Raw genomic sequence first — 15,266 nt, forward strand, 5'->3', positions numbered from 1 at the left:
TCCTTCACGCCAGCCCCGGGTCACTCGGGTCGAGGCACGCCGCAGACCCCAGCCCTCCACCCACCCCACCGTCGCCGCCCGCCCGAAGCCGGGGTTGCTGCCACCCGTCATTGCAGACGGGCCCTTACCGTCTCCTTCCCCTGTGCTGGTGAGCAGATGTCCCCAGAGTCCACGAGCCGTGGGACCAATTCGAGCCCATCGATTGGGGCACACCATCGTCTACGCTGAGGCGATGCAGATTCGCGATTGGGTGTACCGGCTCTATGCGCGTTCGCTCCGCAGGCGCCTCGATGAGAAGATGCTGCCGCGGCATGTCGCGGTCGTCATGGACGGGAACCGGCGCTGGGCCCGCCAGATGGGTTTCGACAACCCCGGCATCGGCCACCGCTACGGCGCCAGGCACCTCGAAGACCTGCTCGAATGGTGCGCCGGGCTCGGGATCGATCACGTCACCGTCTACGTGGCCTCCTCCGACAACCTCTGCGGCCGCGGCAAGGACGAGGTCGCCCACCTGATGGACATGGTCGAGCAGGTCATCGCCGACCACCTCACCCGCCCCTCCAACCGGTGGCGGCTGCACATCGCCGGGCGCCTCGAGGACGTGCCCGACTCGACCGCCCATGCGCTCAAGACCGCCCGCGACGACACCGCCGAGCGCGACGGCGGGCACCTGACCGTCGCGATCGGATACGACGGCCAGCAGGAGATCGTCGCCGCCGTCCGGTCCCTGCTCGAACGCGAGGCCGCCGCCGGGGCCGACATCGCCGACCTCGCCCAGCGCCTGAGCGCCGAGGACATCGCCCCGCACCTCTACACCGCCGGACTTCCCGACCCGGAGCTGATCATCCGCACCAGCGGCGAGCGGCGGCTCTCCAGCTTCCTGATCTGGCAGGCCGCGCGCGCCGAACTGTACTTCTGCGACGTCTACTGGCCGGGCTTCCGCTACATCGACTTCCTCCGGGCCCTGCGCACGTACGCCGCGCGCCGACGGTGAGACACGTCGTCGCGCGGCGAAACGGCGCTCAGCCGCGCGGCTGCCAGCGGAACAGGCGGGCGGCCAGCATGCATACAGCCGTGGTCACGATCGCGCCCGCTATGAGCGTGAGTCCGATCTCGGTCGTCCAGTCGGACGGGCCGTCCCAGGCGGCGCGGGTCAGGGCCGTCGGGGCGCCTCCCGGCACGATCATGTGGGCGATGCCCAGCTCTGCGGGCGGCGTGGTCAGCGCCCACATCGTCCCGGCCACGAACGCCATGAACCCGGGCAGCGTGGTGAACTGGGCGGCCTCCGGACTGGAGGTGAAGGCCGCGGTCAGGAAGGCGAACCCGACCATCATCACCGAACTGAGGAGGAATCCGACCGCGAGCAGCGCCGGCTGTGCCGGGGCCGTGTCCGTCGCCGCCCCGGTGGCCGCGAACACCAGCGCGGTCTGGACCATGACCAGCGCCACCAGCGGCACCGACAGTCCCGAGACGATCGACGCCGTCCGGGCCGGAGAGGTGCGCAGCCGCTTCAGGAAGAGCTGCTGGCGCCGGGCTGCCAGCGCCATCGTCGCGGTCATGTAGATGCCGAACGCCTGAAGGGACATCAGCTGCATCGCCGCCATCGCGCCGGGAACGCCGGCGACCGCCTGGAGGTCGAACTGGATGATCGCGAGCCCGAAGACGAGCGGGACGAGCGTCGCCGAGAGCAGGATGGTGCGGTTGCGAAGGATCAGGCGGGTCTCGGCCGCCGCCAGCAGCATCCAGGAGGGACGCGCGGGGCGGACGGTCCGGAGCGCGGTCGAGGTCATGTTCAGTTCTCCTGTCCAGAGTGGTTTCCGAGTTCGGCGAAGACCTCGTCGAGGGTCGCGGGGGTGGCCTTGAGCCCCACCAGTTCGATGCCCTGGAAGTCGGCCCAGGTCAGCAGGCGGTGGAGGTCGCGCTGGAGTTCGGTGGTGCGCACCGAGACCGTGCCGTCGGCGACGCTGACCCGGCCGGACAGCCGCGGCAGGTCGAGCGCGCCCAGGTGCTCGGGCAGGCGGGCGCTGATCAGCGAGTCGTGGGAGGCGGTGACCTCCTCGACCGTTCCGAACCGGACGATCCGGCCCCGGTCCATGATCGCGATGCGCTCGGCCAGTTCCGTCGCCTCGTCGAGGTAGTGGGTCGTCAGCAGGACCGTGGTGCCCGCCGCCGCCAGCTCGCGCAGCAGCTCCCACGAGCGCCGCCGCGAACTCGGGTCCAGCCCGGTGGTCGGCTCGTCGGCGAACAGCACCCGCGGCCCCACCGCCAGCGCCATCGCCAGGTCCAGGCGGCGGCGCTCGCCGCCCGACAGCGCGCCGACCCTCGTGTCGGCCTTGCCCGCGAGGTCGACCCGCTCCAGCAGCTCGCCGGGTTCGGCGCGGCGGCCGTGCAGGTCGTTCCACAGCCGCAGCATCTCGGCGGCGGTCAGATCGGCGGCGAACCCCGAGTCCTGGCCGATGACGGCGACCTCGGCGGACAGGCGGCGGCGGTGCCGCCGCGGGTCGAGCCCGAGGACGCTGACGCGGCCTTCGTCGGCGCGGCGAGCGCCGTGCAGGGCCTCGACGGTGGTGGTCTTCCCGGCGCCGTTGGTGCCCAGGAGCGCGAACAGTTCCCCTTCGGGAACTTCGAACGAGAGGTCGTCGACCGCGGTGAAGCCGCCGTAGCGGCACGTCAGGTGCTCGGCGCGGATCGCCGTGGCGAACCCGGAGGCGCGGTCGTCGACCAGGGGGAGCGGTGTGGTGTCCATGCGCTCCACTTTCGCCCGTCCGAGCGGTCCGGGGTAGTGAAGAAACCGCATCGGCGCTTGTGGAGATGTCCCCGGTTGCGATTACTTTTGTCATTTCGCGGGACCGGGTGGTTCAATCTCGGGGTGCCTCCCGACTTCGAACTGCCGGTCCGCAACCTGAAGCGGCTGCACCGGTACACCTACTGGACGATCCTGTTGACCGGCCCCATCGCGCTGTTCGTCGCTGCGCTGGTCATGGTCTCGGACATGCCCTCTTCGGCGTTGATCCTCGGGGTGACGGTCGCGGGCCTGGTCGTCTCCATAGGGCTCGGCAGTGTGGCGCTGTGGCTGTTCGTCGAGCGCCGCGGCGAGCAGGTGTGGCGTCACCTGCTGTGGGCCGGTTGGGCCGTGATGGCCGTGGGCATCGGCGTCGGCCTGCTGGAGCCGCCGGTGAATCCCGGGTGGGTGGTGCCGGTGGCGATCCTGGAGGCCGGGAGGCTGCTGTGGGGCGGCGACGGCCATTCCGTACGCCGGACGATGTGGTCATGTGTCGCGGTGGTAGCGGTCGCCGCCGGGATGATGGTGTTCGACCTCGTCAGCGGCTACGCCCTGTTCATGGCGATCCTCTTGGTGCCCAGTGTCGAGGGGGGCGTGATCTGCCAGTGGTGGTACTACCTGGTGGCCGCGCGGCTCGACGAGGCGCGCGGGATGGCCGCCGAACTCGCCGTCGCCGAGGAGCGGCTGCGCTTCGCCGCCGAACTCCACGACATCCAGGGCGGCCACCTCCAGGCGATCATCCTGAAGACGCAGCTGGCGCGCAGGCTCGGCCGGTCCGACGCCGACCGCGCCGAGGCCGAACTCGAAGCGGTCGAGGAGCTGGCCCGGCAGGCGCTCAAGGACACCAGGGCGGTCGTGGCCGGCTACCGCAAGGTCTCCCTGTCCGACGAGATCGACTCGGCCGCGAGGGTCCTGCGATCGGCGGGCATCCGGGCGGCCGTGCGAACCGACTCGCGGCCCCTGGGAACGCGCACCGAGCACCTGCTGGGGCTGCTGGTGCGCGAGGCGACCACGAACATCCTCCGGCACTCCAGCGCGACCGAGGCCGAGCTGGCCGTCGGCGTCGACGCTGAGCGAGTGATCGCCGAGATCGTCAACGACGGGGCCGGCGAGCGCGAGGGCCCGCGCGGCAACGGGGTCGCGATGCTCGCCGAGCGGTTCGGCGAGGCCGGCGGGGCCGTCGAATACCGGCGCCTGGACGGTACGTTCACGCTGACCGGCACCCTGCCGCTCGGCCCCGAGGAGGATTCGTGATCAAGCTGCTCATCGCCGACGACGAGACCCTCATCCGGGAGGCCCTGGCGTCGCTGCTGGACCTCGAAGACGACATAGCCGTCATAGCGCAGGGCTCCAGCAGCACCGAGGCGGTCGCGCTGGCCGAACGGCACACCCCCGACATCGCCGTCCTCGACCTGGAGATGCCGCCCCAGGACGGCCTGTGGGCCGCCGACCAGATCCGCCGGCGGAAACTCGACACCCGCGTCATGCTCGTGACCAGGCACGCCAGGCCCGGCATCCTGCGTCGTGCGCTCGCGGCCGGAGTCCAGGGCTTCGTCCCCAAGACCACCCCGGCCGAGCGGCTCGCGCAGATCATCCGCGACATCGGCTCCGGCAGCCGCTACATCGACCCCGAGATCGCCGCGTCTGCCCTGACCGAGAACGAGTCCCCCCTGACCGACCGGGAACTGGACCTGCTGCGCGCCACCCGCGGCGGCGGCACCATCGACGAGATCGCCGCCGAACTGCACCTCGCCCCCGGAACCGTCCGCAACTACCTGTCGACCGCGATGCGCAAACTCGGCAAGCGCACCCGCCACGCCGCCGCCCAGCACGCCTGGGAGCAGGGCTGGATCTGAACCGGCGGGATGACATCGGTCATCGAATCCGGTGACACGCACGCCGGATCCGGTGACAATGAGCCGTACCGCCGGAATTTCGCCCCGAATAGGTTCGGTCGCAACGGAACTGCGACCAAGGAGACACATGAGACGAATGCGGCGAACCGCATCGTATGCGGCCGCGGCGGCGATGCTGCTGACCGCCTGCACCGGCGAGTCCGACCGAGCCGACGAGCCCGAAACGGCTCTGACCTGGGAGGCGTGCGAAGGGGCGCTGGCGGAGACCGGACTCGAATGCGCCGCCGTGGAGGTGCCGCTCGATTGGGACGACCCCGGCGGCGAGACGATCGATATCGCGCTGTCGCGCCGCCCCGCGGACGACCCCGAGCGGCGAATAGGAGCGCTGCTGGTGAACCCGGGCGGACCGGGAGCGCCCGGCACCTCCGTCCCGGCCGCCGCCGACGCCTCGCTCGGGACCGACGTCGTGGCGCGCTTCGACATCGTCGGCTTCGACCCGCGCGGCACCGGCCGCAGCGCCGAGGTCTCGTGCGAGGCCACACTCGCCACGACCGTCCCCGCCGACCAGGCCGAGTACGACCAGGCCCTCGAGAATCGGCGGCGGCAGGCCGAGGCGTGCGCCGACGCGAACCCCCAACTGCCCTATCTGGACACGGTGAGCGCTGCCAGGGACGTCGAGGCCATCAGGGAGGCACTCGGCGAGGACCGCGTCTCCTGGTACGGATGGTCCTACGGCACCCAGCTCGGGGCGACCTACGCCGAGCTGTTCCCCGACCGAGTCCACGCGGCGGTGTTCGACGCGATGTACGACCACACGAGGCCGGGCCCGGACCTGGTCGACGAGCAGGCCGCCGCGCGCGAGGCCGCCTTCGACCGATTCGCCGACTGGTGCGAGGCCGACCGGGACTGCCTGCCCGGGACCGACGATGTGGCCGGCGCCTGGGACGCCCTGGTGGCCCGGGCCCAGGCCGATCCGCTCCCGGCCGACGTCGAGCACGCCCCCGAGACGGTCGGCGGCGACATGGTCGTCGACGCCACCGCCGCTCTCCTGGCCAGCCCCGACCACACCTGGCCCGCCCTGGGGGAGGCCATCGCGGCCGGACAGAGCGGGGACGGCTCCGGTTTCGCGGCCATGTTCGCCGACGACGGGGCGACCGTCGGCGCGCTCCTGGCGATCCGCTGCCTGGACTGGCCCGGCGACCCCGCCGATCGCGACTTCGCGCGCGTCGCCGCCCGAGCCGAGGCCGCCGCCGAGCGCTCCCCGCGCTTCGGAGCACACGCGCACTGGTACTACGCCGCCGAATGCCTCGATTGGCCCGCGGAACCGACCAACCCGCCCGACGAGCTCCAGTTCGACCGGGACGTACCGGTCCTGGTGGTCGGAACGCGATGGGACCCGGCCACGCCCTACACGTGGGCCGAGCGCGCCGCCGCGTCGATCCCCGGGGCGAGCCTGCTGACCTACGAGGGCGACGGCCACGGCGCCTCGCCGCACTCGGCATGCGTGCGCGAACAGGTCGCGGCCTTCCTGGCCGACCCCGACGCGCCAGGCGAGGAGACCTGCGAATGACCCCCGGCCCCGACCGGCGGACCGCGATCCGCTTGTCGGGGCTGGAAAACCTCGGTGACATCTGACACGATGGGGGCATGTCGGTACCCGGGCGCGGCCTCATCAGCGGACTCGTCACGACCGCGCGCACGGCCACGCGCCGCGCCGTCACCAGCCAGTACCCAGAGAACCGGCCCGACCTGCCCGAACGCACCCGCGGGGTCATCGCGCTGCACGAACCCAACTGCACCTCGTGCATGCTGTGCGCCCGCGAATGCCCCGACTGGTGCATCTACATCGACTCCCACAAGGAGACCGTCGAAGAAGAGGGCGCGGCCCGGCCCCGCCAGGTCAACGTGCTCGACCGGTTCGACATCGACTTCTCCCTGTGCATGTACTGCGGGATCTGCGTCGACGTCTGCCCCTTCGACGCCCTGTTCTGGGCCCCCGACTTCGACTACGCCGAGGGCGACATCCGCGACCTCCTCCACGACAAGGAGCATCTGGGCGAGTGGATGGACACCGTCCCCGAGTCCGCACTGCCCGAATCGGTACGGGACGGTGAGCAGTGACCCTCGCCGACGTGCTCCTGGCGGCCTTCGGCCTGCTCGCGCTCGGGGCCGCGCTCGCGGTCGTCACCACCCGCCGGATCGTGCGCGCCGGACTCTGGCTGGCGGTCGCCTTCGCCGGGATCGCCGGGGCCTCGCTCGTGCTCACCGCCGAGTTCCTCGCCTGGGTCCTGGTCCTGATCTACGTCGGCGCGATCGTCGTGCTGCTGCTGTTCGCGACCATGCTCACCCGCGCCCCCACCGACCCGTCGACCGAGCTCGACCGCGCGCGCTGGCCCGGGGCGATCGCCGCGGGCGCGGCCGCCCTGGTGCTCGGGACGGTCCTGGTCGCCGCCTTCGGCTGGCGGCGCGTCGACCTGGCCGACCGCGCCTCGGGCGACGCGGCCGCGATGGGGGAGGAGATCTTCGCCAACTGGGTCCTGCCCTTCGAGGTCCTCTCGCTCCTACTGCTCGCCGCCCTGGTCGGAGCCATCGTCGTCTCCACTCGCGGCCCGGGCAACGAACGTGTAACAGAGCCCAGCTAGCCGAGCGGTAAGCTTCGGCCATGGCTTCACCTATCTTTGCGTTGGCGGACGACTACATCTCCTCGTACGCCAGGTTGCATCCGATGTTCGCGGGCATGTCCGGCATCAAGGGCGACTTCGGTGTCGCCACCGACCTCGGCCCAGAGGCCGTCGCCCAGCGCGCCGCCCTCCGGCGCGAGACACTCGCGAGGCTCAGGGCCCTCGACCCGACCTCTCCCGAGGACGAGCTGGCCCGACTCCACATGAGCGAGCGCCTCGAGGCCGAACTCGCCCTCCACGACTCCGGCGAGTGGCAGCGCGCCCTGCGCGTCCCCTACGGCCTGATCCAGTCGCTGGTCAGCTACGTCGACCTCGCGCCCCGCCGCACCGAAGACCAGTGGCGCACCACCGTCGCGCGCATCCGCGCGATCCCGGAGATGCTAGCGACCTGGCGCCGGACCATGAACGCCGGCATCGACGCGGGCCAGACCGTCGCCGTCCGCCAGGCCCTCGAAGGCGCGGCCCAGGCCCGCCGCAACGCCGACGCCCGCGTGTTCGACCGGCACGTCGAGGCCTACGGCGACCGCTCGCAGGCGGGCGAACTGCGGTCGGCCGCCGAAGCCGCCTACGCCGCGTTCGGGGCCACGGCCGACTACCTGGAGAACGACTACGCCCCGCACGCCGGGTCCGCCGACGGCGTCGGCAGGGAGCGCTACCTCCTCCACGCCCGCCACACCCTCGGCGCCGACCTCGACCCCGAGGACGCCTACGCCTGGGGCTGGGACGAACTCCACCGCCTCGAGGACGAGATGGCCGCCGAGGCCGCCGAGATCCTGCCCGGCGCGAGCCTGGACGAGGTCGTCGCCCACCTCGACGCCACCGAGGTCCTGACCGACCACGGGTCCTACCACGCCTGGCTGACCGAGCGGCACCACACGGCCCTGGAGACCCTCGACGGCGTCCACTTCGACATCGACCCGCGCCTGATGAAGCTCGACGTCGAACTCGTCCACGGATCCTCGGCCGGCTCGGCCTACTACACCGGCCCCAGCGAGGACCTCACCCGGCCCGGCCGCACTTGGTGGCCGGTCGCCGCGAGGGAGCGGTTCGCCGTCTGGGGCGAGCTGACCACCGTCTTCCACGAGGGCGTCCCCGGCCACCACCTCCAGATCGGGCAGACCAAGGTCGCCGGCGACCGGCTCAGCCGCTTCGCCAAGAGCCACGGCTCCCTGTCCGGCCACTCCGAGGGCTGGGCGCTGTACGCCGAGCGGCTGGCCGACGAGCTCGGCTGGCACGAGACTCCCGCGACACGCCTGGGGATGCTCAAAGGCTCGGCGCTGCGCGCCGCCCGCGTCGTCATCGACATCGGCTGGCACCTGGGCCTGCCGCTGCCCGCGGCCGAGGCCCGCCGCCACGGCGAGCACTGGGACTTCGACGTCGCGCTCGAAGTGCTGCGCGAGCGGGGCCGCATCGCCGCCCACCGCGCCCGCCCCGAGATCGTCCGCTACGCCGGCTGGCCGGCCCAGGCGATCTGCTACAAGCTCGGCGAGCGCGCCTGGACCGCGGCCCGCGACGAGGCCAAGGCCCGCGAAGGGGCCGCGTTCGACCTCAAGGCCTGGCACACCAAGGCGCTCAACCTGGGCCCGATCGGCCTGGACAACCTCGCCGCGGTCCTTAGGCGCTAGCGCCACAACTCGATCATGCCGCTGGTGGCCTGGTCGATCTCGTCGGCCAGCTGTCGCAGCTGCTCGCGTTCGAGGTCGGCCATGGTGCTGGTGAGGCTGTCGGCGCGGGCGGCGCCGGGCAGCTTCAGCAGCCAGGTCCTGGCGATCGCGGCCTGCCGGTAGCGGCCGAGCAGGTGCTCGAGGTTGGACACGGGGATGATGATGTCCACGGCCGCCCGGCCCAGGGCCGGGTGCGCCGCCTCGGCCAGGTAGTGGGCGTCGCGGGCGGCCCTGCGGGTCTCGTTCCGGGCCACCGCCAGGTCGGTGGCGAAGCTGAGCTTGGCGTAGGTGTCGAGCAGGTGGGTCTTGGACTTGGAGAGGACGCCCATGAGCGAGGAGGCCGGGCGGTCGCCGTCGCGCGAGCAGCGGGCGTGGTCGGCGAACATCCGCACCTGGCCCAGCAGCGCGGCCACCCACGCCTGGGTCCCGATCCGCTCGATGTGCCGGTAGCCCTCCTCCTGCTCGGCCTCGAGGACGCCGTACCACTTCGGGTACTCCGGTACGGTCAGGTCGAGCTGCTCGAAGCGGTCGGCGAAGTGGGCCCTGAGCCCTTCGAGGTCCTCGGTGTGCTTGAGGGCCCCGAGGAGGTGGTCGAGCTGCGGTCCGCCTTTCGGTGTGGCGGTGAACAGGTGCCCGTAGCCGCGGACGGCGGTGCGGATGCGGTGTATCGACGAGCGGGTCGCGCCGACCGACCCGGTGTCATGGCGCTGGGTCCGGCCGATGGCGCGGTTGAGCTGGTCTACCTGGGAGCCGATGTAGTCGCGGACGACGATTCCGGCGCGTGTGCTGTCGGTGGCCGGGTCGTGCCCGAACCGTTCGGGAGCGGCGGTGGACATTGGGCTCCTCCCCCCGAAGGTGAACTGCGTTCAGTATCGCAGTGTCACCCCGGGGGAAGGCGCCGAAATATGATGTTTGCTCGCTGGTTTCGCCGGTCAGGCCGGCATGCAGTCCATGTCCGGCATCTGGGTGAGCGATCCCGAGACTTGGAATCCGAATGTGACCGACTGGCCGGACGAGATGGACGCGTTCCATCCGGCTGGTCCGGCCATCTCCATGTCGCCCATGGTGGAGAGCTCGGTGTTCCACGAATTGGTCACTGTGATCCCCGATTCGGGCGGCCACAGCCAGTGGACCATCCAGCCGCTCAGGGTCGAGTCGCTGGTGTTCTCCACGGTCACCTCGACCGTGGCCCCCGATCCCCAGCTGTTGACCGCGGCGGTGGCGGTGCATTCACCGTCGGCGGGATCAGTGGGATCGGGATCGGTCGGGTCGGGATCGGTCGGATCCGGGTCGGTCACGCCGCCGTCGTTGCCGGGCAGGTCGGCGTTCGGGTTGATGCCGCTGACCTCGCCGTTGCCGCCGTCGAACATCAGGTCCGAGCAGGAGTAGAAGTTCTCATTGCTGTCCGAGCGCACCCAGTGGGTGAAGATGAGGTGCTGGCCGGAACGCTCGGGCAGGGTGAGGCTGCCGTAGTAGTAGTTGCCGTCCACGCCGGGACCGCCGTTGCTGGGCGGGTCCTGGAAGGTGTGGAACTTCTCGAGGTCGTCCCAGGCGAGCGGCTGGCTCGGGTCCCAGCCGGGCTGGGTGATGTAGAGGTCGAACCGGCCCGGGTGGTGCGCCCAGTTGTTGTGGCGCCATTCGTAGGTCGCGCCGCTGGTCACGTGCGTCATGGGCCAGTCGCCCGGGGTGTTGAACGCCGAGAAGTCGTACGGGCCCCGGCCCCCGCCGTCGCAGATCTCGCCGTCGGGGATGTACCCCTCGGTCTGCCCCGCGCCGTTGGAGTCCAGGTTGCCGAACCAGTTGTAGAACGCCCCGGATCCGCCTTGGTCGAGCGCCTGCTGGCACATCTCGTTGGTCGGGTCGAGCGCGCCGTTCCCTGAGAGGGCGTCGAAGTAGCAGAAGTACTGACGCGAACCCGGGAAGGTGTTGGCGCCGTGCGCTTCCGCCCTCGACTGCGTGAAGATCGTCGACACGGCGGCGGCGAGCGCCGCGGCCACGACGAACGCCAGAATCGTGATGAGCCTGCGGCGCTTACTTTGCAGGCCCACGGCTGTTGCTGTGGACATGAGGTACTCCTCGGTCGATCGTGGAGCGCTCCCAACCTGGTCCCTTCGGAACCGCGCCACACTTCTGAGTGGGTGAGCCGGTGCCGGTCTCGCACCGTAACTTTCATTGTAATATTCGAGTCTATCGATATTAATGGGGGTGGTGCAAACACCCTGGGCAGGCGCGCAATTTGCCGGATAGACTGGCATCCATGGACATCGGCGACACCGTTCCGGACTTCACCCTCCCCGACGAGACGGGCGCCGAGAGGCGCCTGTCCGAACTGGTAAAGGACGGCCCCGTCGTGCTGTTCTTCTACCCCAAGGCCATGACCAAGGGCTGCACCGCGGAAGCCTGCCACTTCCGCGACCTGGCGACCGACCTCGCCGAGGTCGGCGCCTCTCCGGTCGGGATCTCCTTCGACAAGGTCGACAAGCAGTCCGAGTTCTCCACCAGGCACTCGCTGGGCTACCCGCTGCTGTCCGATCCGGCCGGCGAGGTCGCCAAGATCTTCGGCGTGGGGCGCGCGCTGGGCATCAAGATCGCCAAGCGGCAGACGTTCGTCATCGGCTCGGACCGCACCGTGCTCGGCGTGGTCAAGAGCGAGGTCGACATGAACGTCCACGCCGACGGGGCCCTGAAGATCCTGCGCGAGCGAGCATAGCGGAACCGGCGCCCCGCGGGGCGCCGGCAGCGATCGGCGAGACCTCAGAGCACGGCGGCCCTGACCGCGTCGATCAGCGAGGTCGTCGGCCGGTGGATCAGCTCGGTCAGCTCCGGCGAGTCCGAATCGAGGTCGCCGCGCGCTACGCCCTGGTCGTAATCGGCCAGCGCCTCGGCCGTCTCCAGTGACGCGCCCGAGTCGAGCAGCGCCTGCCGGTAGGCGTCGGGGTCCATGTTCTGGTAGATCACATCGGTCCCGGCGACCTTCCCGACGGCCGCGGCCAGCTCCTCGTAGGTGAACGGCTCGTCCCCGCACAGCTCGTAGACCTTGCCGACCCCGTGGTCCTCGGTCAGCAGCACCGCGGCGGCCTCGGCGTAGTCGCTCCGCGCCGCCGCCGCGACACGGCCTTTGCCGGCCGCGCCGTAGAGCGTTCCCGATTCGATGACATGAGCGAGGTTCCCGGTGTAGTTCTCCATGTACCAGCCGTTGCGCATGATGATGTGAGGCAGGCCCGAGTCGTTGATCAGGTGCTCGGTGCCGATGTGGTCGGCGGCCAGGGCGATCTGCGAGGTGTCGGCGTGCAGGAGGCTGGTGTAGACCAGCAGCCCGACGTCGGCGTACTTGGCGGCGTCGATGACGTTGCGGTGCTGTTCGAGCCGCTGCCCGACCTCGGAACCGGAGACCAGGATGAGTTTCTCGACGTCGGCGAGCGGCGGTTGCAGGGTGTTCGGCCGGTCGTAGTCGAAGTGGCGCACCTGGACGCCCCGGGAGGCCAGGTCGCCGACCCGATCGGGGTCGCGGACCAGGGCGATGATCCGCTCGGGCGGCACGTCCCGCTCCAGCAGACGTTCGATGACGAGACGGCCCAGGTGGCCCGTCGCGCCGGTGACAGCGATCATCTCGATCTCCCCTCATGAGTGCCCATCGCCCATGACAACACAGTTCAGAGGGTGCGGCCGAGACTTCAGCCGATTCGAAGAACCGACTCCCGACTGGACCTCAGATTCCGGTCGCAAGCTCCCGACCGGACCTAGATTCCGGTCGCAAGCTCCCGGAATGCCTTCCCCCGATGAGAGATCGAATTCTTCTCGGTGGAACTCAACTGGGCGCTGGTGACCTCGTAGCCCTCGGGGACGAACAGCGGGTCGTAGCCGAAGCCGTTGTCGCCGCGCGGGGTGCGGGTGATGCGGCCGGGCATTTCGCCGTGGACGACCAGCTCGCGGCCGTCGGGCCAGACCATGGCCGCGGCGCAGACGAACTTGGCGCCACGCAGTTCGTCGGGCAGGTCGCCCAGCTGGTCCAGCAGCAGCGCGTTGTTGGCCTGGTCGTCCTTGGAACGTCCCGCCCAGCGGGCCGAGAGGACCCCGGGCATCCCGTTGAGGGCGTCCACGGCCAGCCCCGAATCGTCGGCGATGGTCGGCAGTCCGGTGTGCTTGAGCCCGTCTCGGGCCTTGAGCAGGGCGTTGCCGGCGAAGGTCAGCTCGGTTTCAGGCGTTTCTGGGTAGTCCGCGACCGAGTCGAGTCCGACCAGCTCGATGCCTCCGGCGGCCTCGGCCAGGATCTGACGCAACTCTTCGATCTTGCCCGCGTTGCGGGTGGCCAGCAGGACCCTCATGCCGCTTCGAGGAGGGTCCGGGCCTGGAGCCCGGCCAGTTCCTTGCAGCCCTTGACGGCCAAGTCGAGAAGCTGGTCGAGCTCGGCGCGCGAGAAGGTCGACTCCTCGCCGGTGCCCTGGACCTCGACGAACTTGCCCTCGCCGGTGATGACGACGTTCATGTCGACCTCGGCGGCCACGTCCTCCTCGTAAGGCAGGTCGAGCACGGCCTCGCCCTTGACCACGCCGACGCTGACCGCGGCCACCGAGGTGGTCAGGACCCGGTCGGGGCGGCGGGCCAGCTTCTGCTCCTTGAGCCAGTCGACGGCGTCGTGCAGCGCGATGTAGGCGCCGGTGATCGAGGCGGTGCGGGTGCCGCCGTCGGCCTGGAGGACGTCGCAGTCGAGAGTGATCGTGTTCTCGCCCAGCGCCTTGAAGTCGACGCAGGCCCGCAGGGACCGGCCGATCAGGCGGGAGATCTCGTGGGTGCGGCCGCCGATGCGGCCCTTGATCGACTCGCGGTCGGACCGGGAGTGAGTCGAGCGGGGGAGCATCGAGTACTCGGCCGTGACCCAGCCTTCCCCGGTCCCACGCCGCCAGCGCGGCACGCCGGGAGTGACTGAGGCGGTGCACAGCACACGCGTGCGCCCGAACTCGACTAGGACACTGCCCTCAGGGTGGTCGGTCCAAGAGCGGAAGAACTTCACGGAGCGCAGCTCATCTGCGGCGCGCTTGTCGGGTCGACTCATCCGCACCAGCCTACGGGAACGTACAACAGTGTGACACACTGGTTGCTGCTCAGATGAGCGCTAACACCGGCACGAGTGGCGACCGAACATCCCGTCCCTCACTCGGCCGAGCACGAGTGGCGGAACTGGCAGACGCGCAGGATTTAGGTTCCTGTGCCCTAGGGCGTGGGGGTTCGAGTCCCCCCTCGTGCACCAAAGTGATCATGTTCGAACTCAACCGGATGTACGGAACATCCGGTTGGTTCTTTTTTGTCCGGTATTCACATCCGAACATCCGCGCCAGCGACGGCTGCGGTTCATCGTCCTGGCCAGCGTCCAACGGTGCAGTCTCGCCTATCACCTCACCCTGTGAAGTGTGCGGTTCGATGTTCGTGCGACCTTTCGCCAAGTCGTCCAAGAGCTCCGGGTCGAGAAGCGTAGCGAACGGCTCGGTCATCTCGAACCGGCCCACCGTGCCGTCTTCGTTGACATAGAGCTTCTTGAACAGCCCTTGGTTGAGCAGCCGTCGGATGCGCGGGTTGGCCCGTCGATACTGCCGGGCGCAGTCCTTGGCGATCTCCAGTGCCAAGGTCAGTGTCTCTTCGAGGTTGGTGACGTTCTTTGAAGCGTCCGCGATGGCGTGCTGTGCTTCGGCGAGTTCCCGTGTCAGGCGTTCCATCTCGCTCTTCATGAGGTCGAGTGGCACGGCTCCGGCGTAGTGGGCTTGGAGTAGCTTGGCCCGTTGCTCTTCGGCGTCCTTGAGGCACTTCTCGGCGCGACGCCTGGTCTGGGCGGCCTCCTCGCGCTCGCTCTGGAGCTCACGCATGACGCCCTGGCGAATGAGCTCGGCGCGGTCGGATGGCAGTTGCAGTTGGTCGTAGAACTCATCGACGCCCGCCTCGGTGCTGGACAAGCGGATGTAGCGAGTCTGGCAGCTTCGCACGTGCCGGTGGTGGTTGCCGCAGATGTAGTACTCGTACTCCTCGCCCATCTTGCCCTTGTTCTTGGAGTAGATGAGCCGATTGCCACACTTGCCGCAAGCGATCGTGCCCTTGAGGTAGTGCGGGTGCTTGCGTTCCTTCTCTCCCGCGAGATGGTGGGCACTCAACACGTCTTGCACCCGTAGCCACGTCTCGCTGCTCACCAGGGGTTCGTGGAGCCCTTCGTGGTAGACGCCTTGGTAGGGAACAACGCCTATGTAATAGGGGTTGTGAAGCCCCCCGGTATGTGTGAGGGACCTATCTGTGAGAA

14 protein-coding genes, 1 tRNA gene and 2 pseudogenes are annotated in these 15,266 nt (G+C 69.8%); 9 read left to right on the forward strand and 8 right to left on the reverse strand.

What is annotated here, in order from left to right; all coding sequences use genetic code 11:
• Positions 1–232 precede the first annotated feature (232 nt).
• On the forward strand, positions 233–994 hold the full coding sequence (uppS, locus tag JFB92_RS24075; protein ID WP_199044401.1) for a polyprenyl diphosphate synthase: 762 nt from the start codon (positions 233–235) through the stop codon (positions 992–994).
• A gap of 28 nt (positions 995–1,022) precedes the next feature.
• Here uppS and JFB92_RS24080 read toward each other — a convergent pair whose 3' ends face one another.
• The gene (locus tag JFB92_RS24080; protein ID WP_199044402.1) at positions 1,023–1,790 is read right to left on the reverse strand and encodes an ABC transporter permease; all 768 of its coding nucleotides are present in this window, start codon (positions 1,788–1,790) and stop codon (positions 1,023–1,025) included.
• A gap of 2 nt (positions 1,791–1,792) precedes the next feature.
• The gene (locus JFB92_RS24085) at positions 1,793–2,746 is read right to left on the reverse strand and encodes an ABC transporter ATP-binding protein (protein ID WP_199044403.1); all 954 of its coding nucleotides are present in this window, start codon (positions 2,744–2,746) and stop codon (positions 1,793–1,795) included.
• Positions 2,747–2,869: 123 nt separating this feature from the next.
• Here JFB92_RS24085 and JFB92_RS26755 point away from each other — a divergent pair, with 123 nt between their 5' ends.
• The 6 genes and pseudogenes from JFB92_RS26755 (at position 2,870) to JFB92_RS24115 (ending at position 8,944) form a co-directional block, all read left to right on the forward strand.
• Positions 2,870–4,036 carry a sensor histidine kinase gene (locus tag JFB92_RS26755; RefSeq protein ID WP_199044404.1) on the forward strand — a complete coding sequence of 389 codons (1,167 nt, stop codon included), beginning with the start codon at positions 2,870–2,872 and terminating at the stop codon, positions 4,034–4,036.
• A complete protein-coding gene (locus tag JFB92_RS24095) occupies positions 4,033–4,638 on the forward strand; it encodes a response regulator transcription factor (protein ID WP_199044406.1) in 606 nt (201 codons plus the stop codon). The genes JFB92_RS26755 and JFB92_RS24095 overlap by 4 nt, the downstream gene beginning before the upstream one ends.
• 136 nt (positions 4,639–4,774) lie before the next feature.
• Entirely contained in the window at positions 4,775–6,208 is a 1,434-nt protein-coding gene (locus JFB92_RS24100) for an alpha/beta hydrolase (protein WP_199044408.1), read from the forward strand.
• Between the two features lie 77 nt (positions 6,209–6,285).
• A pseudogene (locus tag JFB92_RS24105) lies at positions 6,286–6,717 on the forward strand (4Fe-4S binding protein); the annotation flags it as partial.
• A gap of 38 nt (positions 6,718–6,755) precedes the next feature.
• Complete coding sequence (locus tag JFB92_RS24110) at positions 6,756–7,280, forward strand: NADH-quinone oxidoreductase subunit J family protein (RefSeq protein WP_199044412.1); 525 nt, start codon at positions 6,756–6,758, stop codon at positions 7,278–7,280.
• Between the two features lie 20 nt (positions 7,281–7,300).
• Complete coding sequence (locus JFB92_RS24115; protein WP_199044414.1) at positions 7,301–8,944, forward strand: DUF885 domain-containing protein; 1,644 nt, start codon at positions 7,301–7,303, stop codon at positions 8,942–8,944.
• Here JFB92_RS24115 and JFB92_RS24120 read toward each other — a convergent pair.
• Together JFB92_RS24120 and JFB92_RS24125 are read right to left on the reverse strand one after the other, a co-directional pair.
• Positions 8,941–9,819 carry a CHAD domain-containing protein gene (locus JFB92_RS24120; protein ID WP_199044416.1) on the reverse strand — a complete coding sequence of 293 codons (879 nt, stop codon included), beginning with the start codon at positions 9,817–9,819 and terminating at the stop codon, positions 8,941–8,943. The two genes, JFB92_RS24115 and JFB92_RS24120, sit on opposite strands and share 4 nt — an antisense overlap.
• Positions 9,820–9,915: 96 nt before the next feature.
• Positions 9,916–11,049, reverse strand: coding sequence for a lytic polysaccharide monooxygenase (locus tag JFB92_RS24125; RefSeq protein ID WP_199044418.1), 1,134 nt, complete (start codon positions 11,047–11,049; stop codon positions 9,916–9,918).
• Between the two features lie 191 nt (positions 11,050–11,240).
• On the opposite strand from JFB92_RS24125, the gene JFB92_RS24130 reads away from it, so the two are divergent.
• Positions 11,241–11,693: a peroxiredoxin gene (locus JFB92_RS24130; protein WP_199044420.1), complete on the forward strand. Its 453-nt coding sequence runs from the start codon at positions 11,241–11,243 to the stop codon at positions 11,691–11,693.
• A 44-nt stretch (positions 11,694–11,737) separates the two neighbouring features.
• Here the strand turns inward: JFB92_RS24130 and JFB92_RS24135 are convergent, their stop codons facing one another.
• From JFB92_RS24135 to rph, 3 genes are all read right to left on the reverse strand, one after another.
• A complete protein-coding gene (locus JFB92_RS24135) occupies positions 11,738–12,592 on the reverse strand; it encodes an SDR family oxidoreductase (RefSeq protein WP_199044422.1) in 855 nt (284 codons plus the stop codon).
• Between the two features lie 131 nt (positions 12,593–12,723).
• Positions 12,724–13,308, reverse strand: coding sequence for an RdgB/HAM1 family non-canonical purine NTP pyrophosphatase (rdgB, locus tag JFB92_RS24140; protein WP_199044424.1), 585 nt, complete (start codon positions 13,306–13,308; stop codon positions 12,724–12,726).
• The gene (gene rph, locus JFB92_RS24145) at positions 13,305–14,036 is read right to left on the reverse strand and encodes a ribonuclease PH (protein ID WP_199044426.1); all 732 of its coding nucleotides are present in this window, start codon (positions 14,034–14,036) and stop codon (positions 13,305–13,307) included. Before rph ends, rdgB begins: the two co-directional genes overlap by 4 nt.
• A gap of 110 nt (positions 14,037–14,146) precedes the next feature.
• On the opposite strand from rph, the gene JFB92_RS24150 reads away from it, so the two are divergent.
• A tRNA-Leu gene (locus tag JFB92_RS24150) sits at positions 14,147–14,231 on the forward strand.
• 685 nt (positions 14,232–14,916) lie between these two features.
• On the opposite strand, the pseudogene JFB92_RS27120 reads toward JFB92_RS24150, so the two are convergent.
• A pseudogene (locus JFB92_RS27120) lies at positions 14,917–15,266 on the reverse strand (recombinase zinc beta ribbon domain-containing protein); the annotation flags it as partial.

Source organism: Glycomyces salinus (assembly GCF_016428645.1).
Lineage (GTDB): Bacteria > Actinomycetota > Actinomycetes > Mycobacteriales > Micromonosporaceae > Glycomyces > Glycomyces salinus.

What these genes read in the sequence shown, in the direction of transcription:
- JFB92_RS24125 (WP_199044418.1), bottom strand. Translation starts at nt 11,049, where the DNA reads ATGTCCACAGCAACAGCCGTGGGCCTGCAAAGTAAGCGCCGCAGGCTC.
- JFB92_RS24135 (WP_199044422.1), bottom strand. Translation starts at nt 12,592, where the DNA reads ATGATCGCTGTCACCGGCGCGACGGGCCACCTGGGCCGTCTCGTCATC.
- uppS (WP_199044401.1), top strand. Translation starts at nt 233, where the DNA reads ATGCAGATTCGCGATTGGGTGTACCGGCTCTATGCGCGTTCGCTCCGC.
- rph (WP_199044426.1), bottom strand. Translation starts at nt 14,036, where the DNA reads ATGAGTCGACCCGACAAGCGCGCCGCAGATGAGCTGCGCTCCGTGAAG.
- JFB92_RS24080 (WP_199044402.1), bottom strand. Translation starts at nt 1,790, where the DNA reads ATGACCTCGACCGCGCTCCGGACCGTCCGCCCCGCGCGTCCCTCCTGG.
- JFB92_RS24115 (WP_199044414.1), top strand. Translation starts at nt 7,301, where the DNA reads ATGGCTTCACCTATCTTTGCGTTGGCGGACGACTACATCTCCTCGTAC.
- JFB92_RS24130 (WP_199044420.1), top strand. Translation starts at nt 11,241, where the DNA reads ATGGACATCGGCGACACCGTTCCGGACTTCACCCTCCCCGACGAGACG.
- JFB92_RS24100 (WP_199044408.1), top strand. Translation starts at nt 4,775, where the DNA reads ATGCGGCGAACCGCATCGTATGCGGCCGCGGCGGCGATGCTGCTGACC.
- rdgB (WP_199044424.1), bottom strand. Translation starts at nt 13,308, where the DNA reads ATGAGGGTCCTGCTGGCCACCCGCAACGCGGGCAAGATCGAAGAGTTG.
- JFB92_RS24120 (WP_199044416.1), bottom strand. Translation starts at nt 9,819, where the DNA reads ATGTCCACCGCCGCTCCCGAACGGTTCGGGCACGACCCGGCCACCGAC.
- JFB92_RS24085 (WP_199044403.1), bottom strand. Translation starts at nt 2,746, where the DNA reads ATGGACACCACACCGCTCCCCCTGGTCGACGACCGCGCCTCCGGGTTC.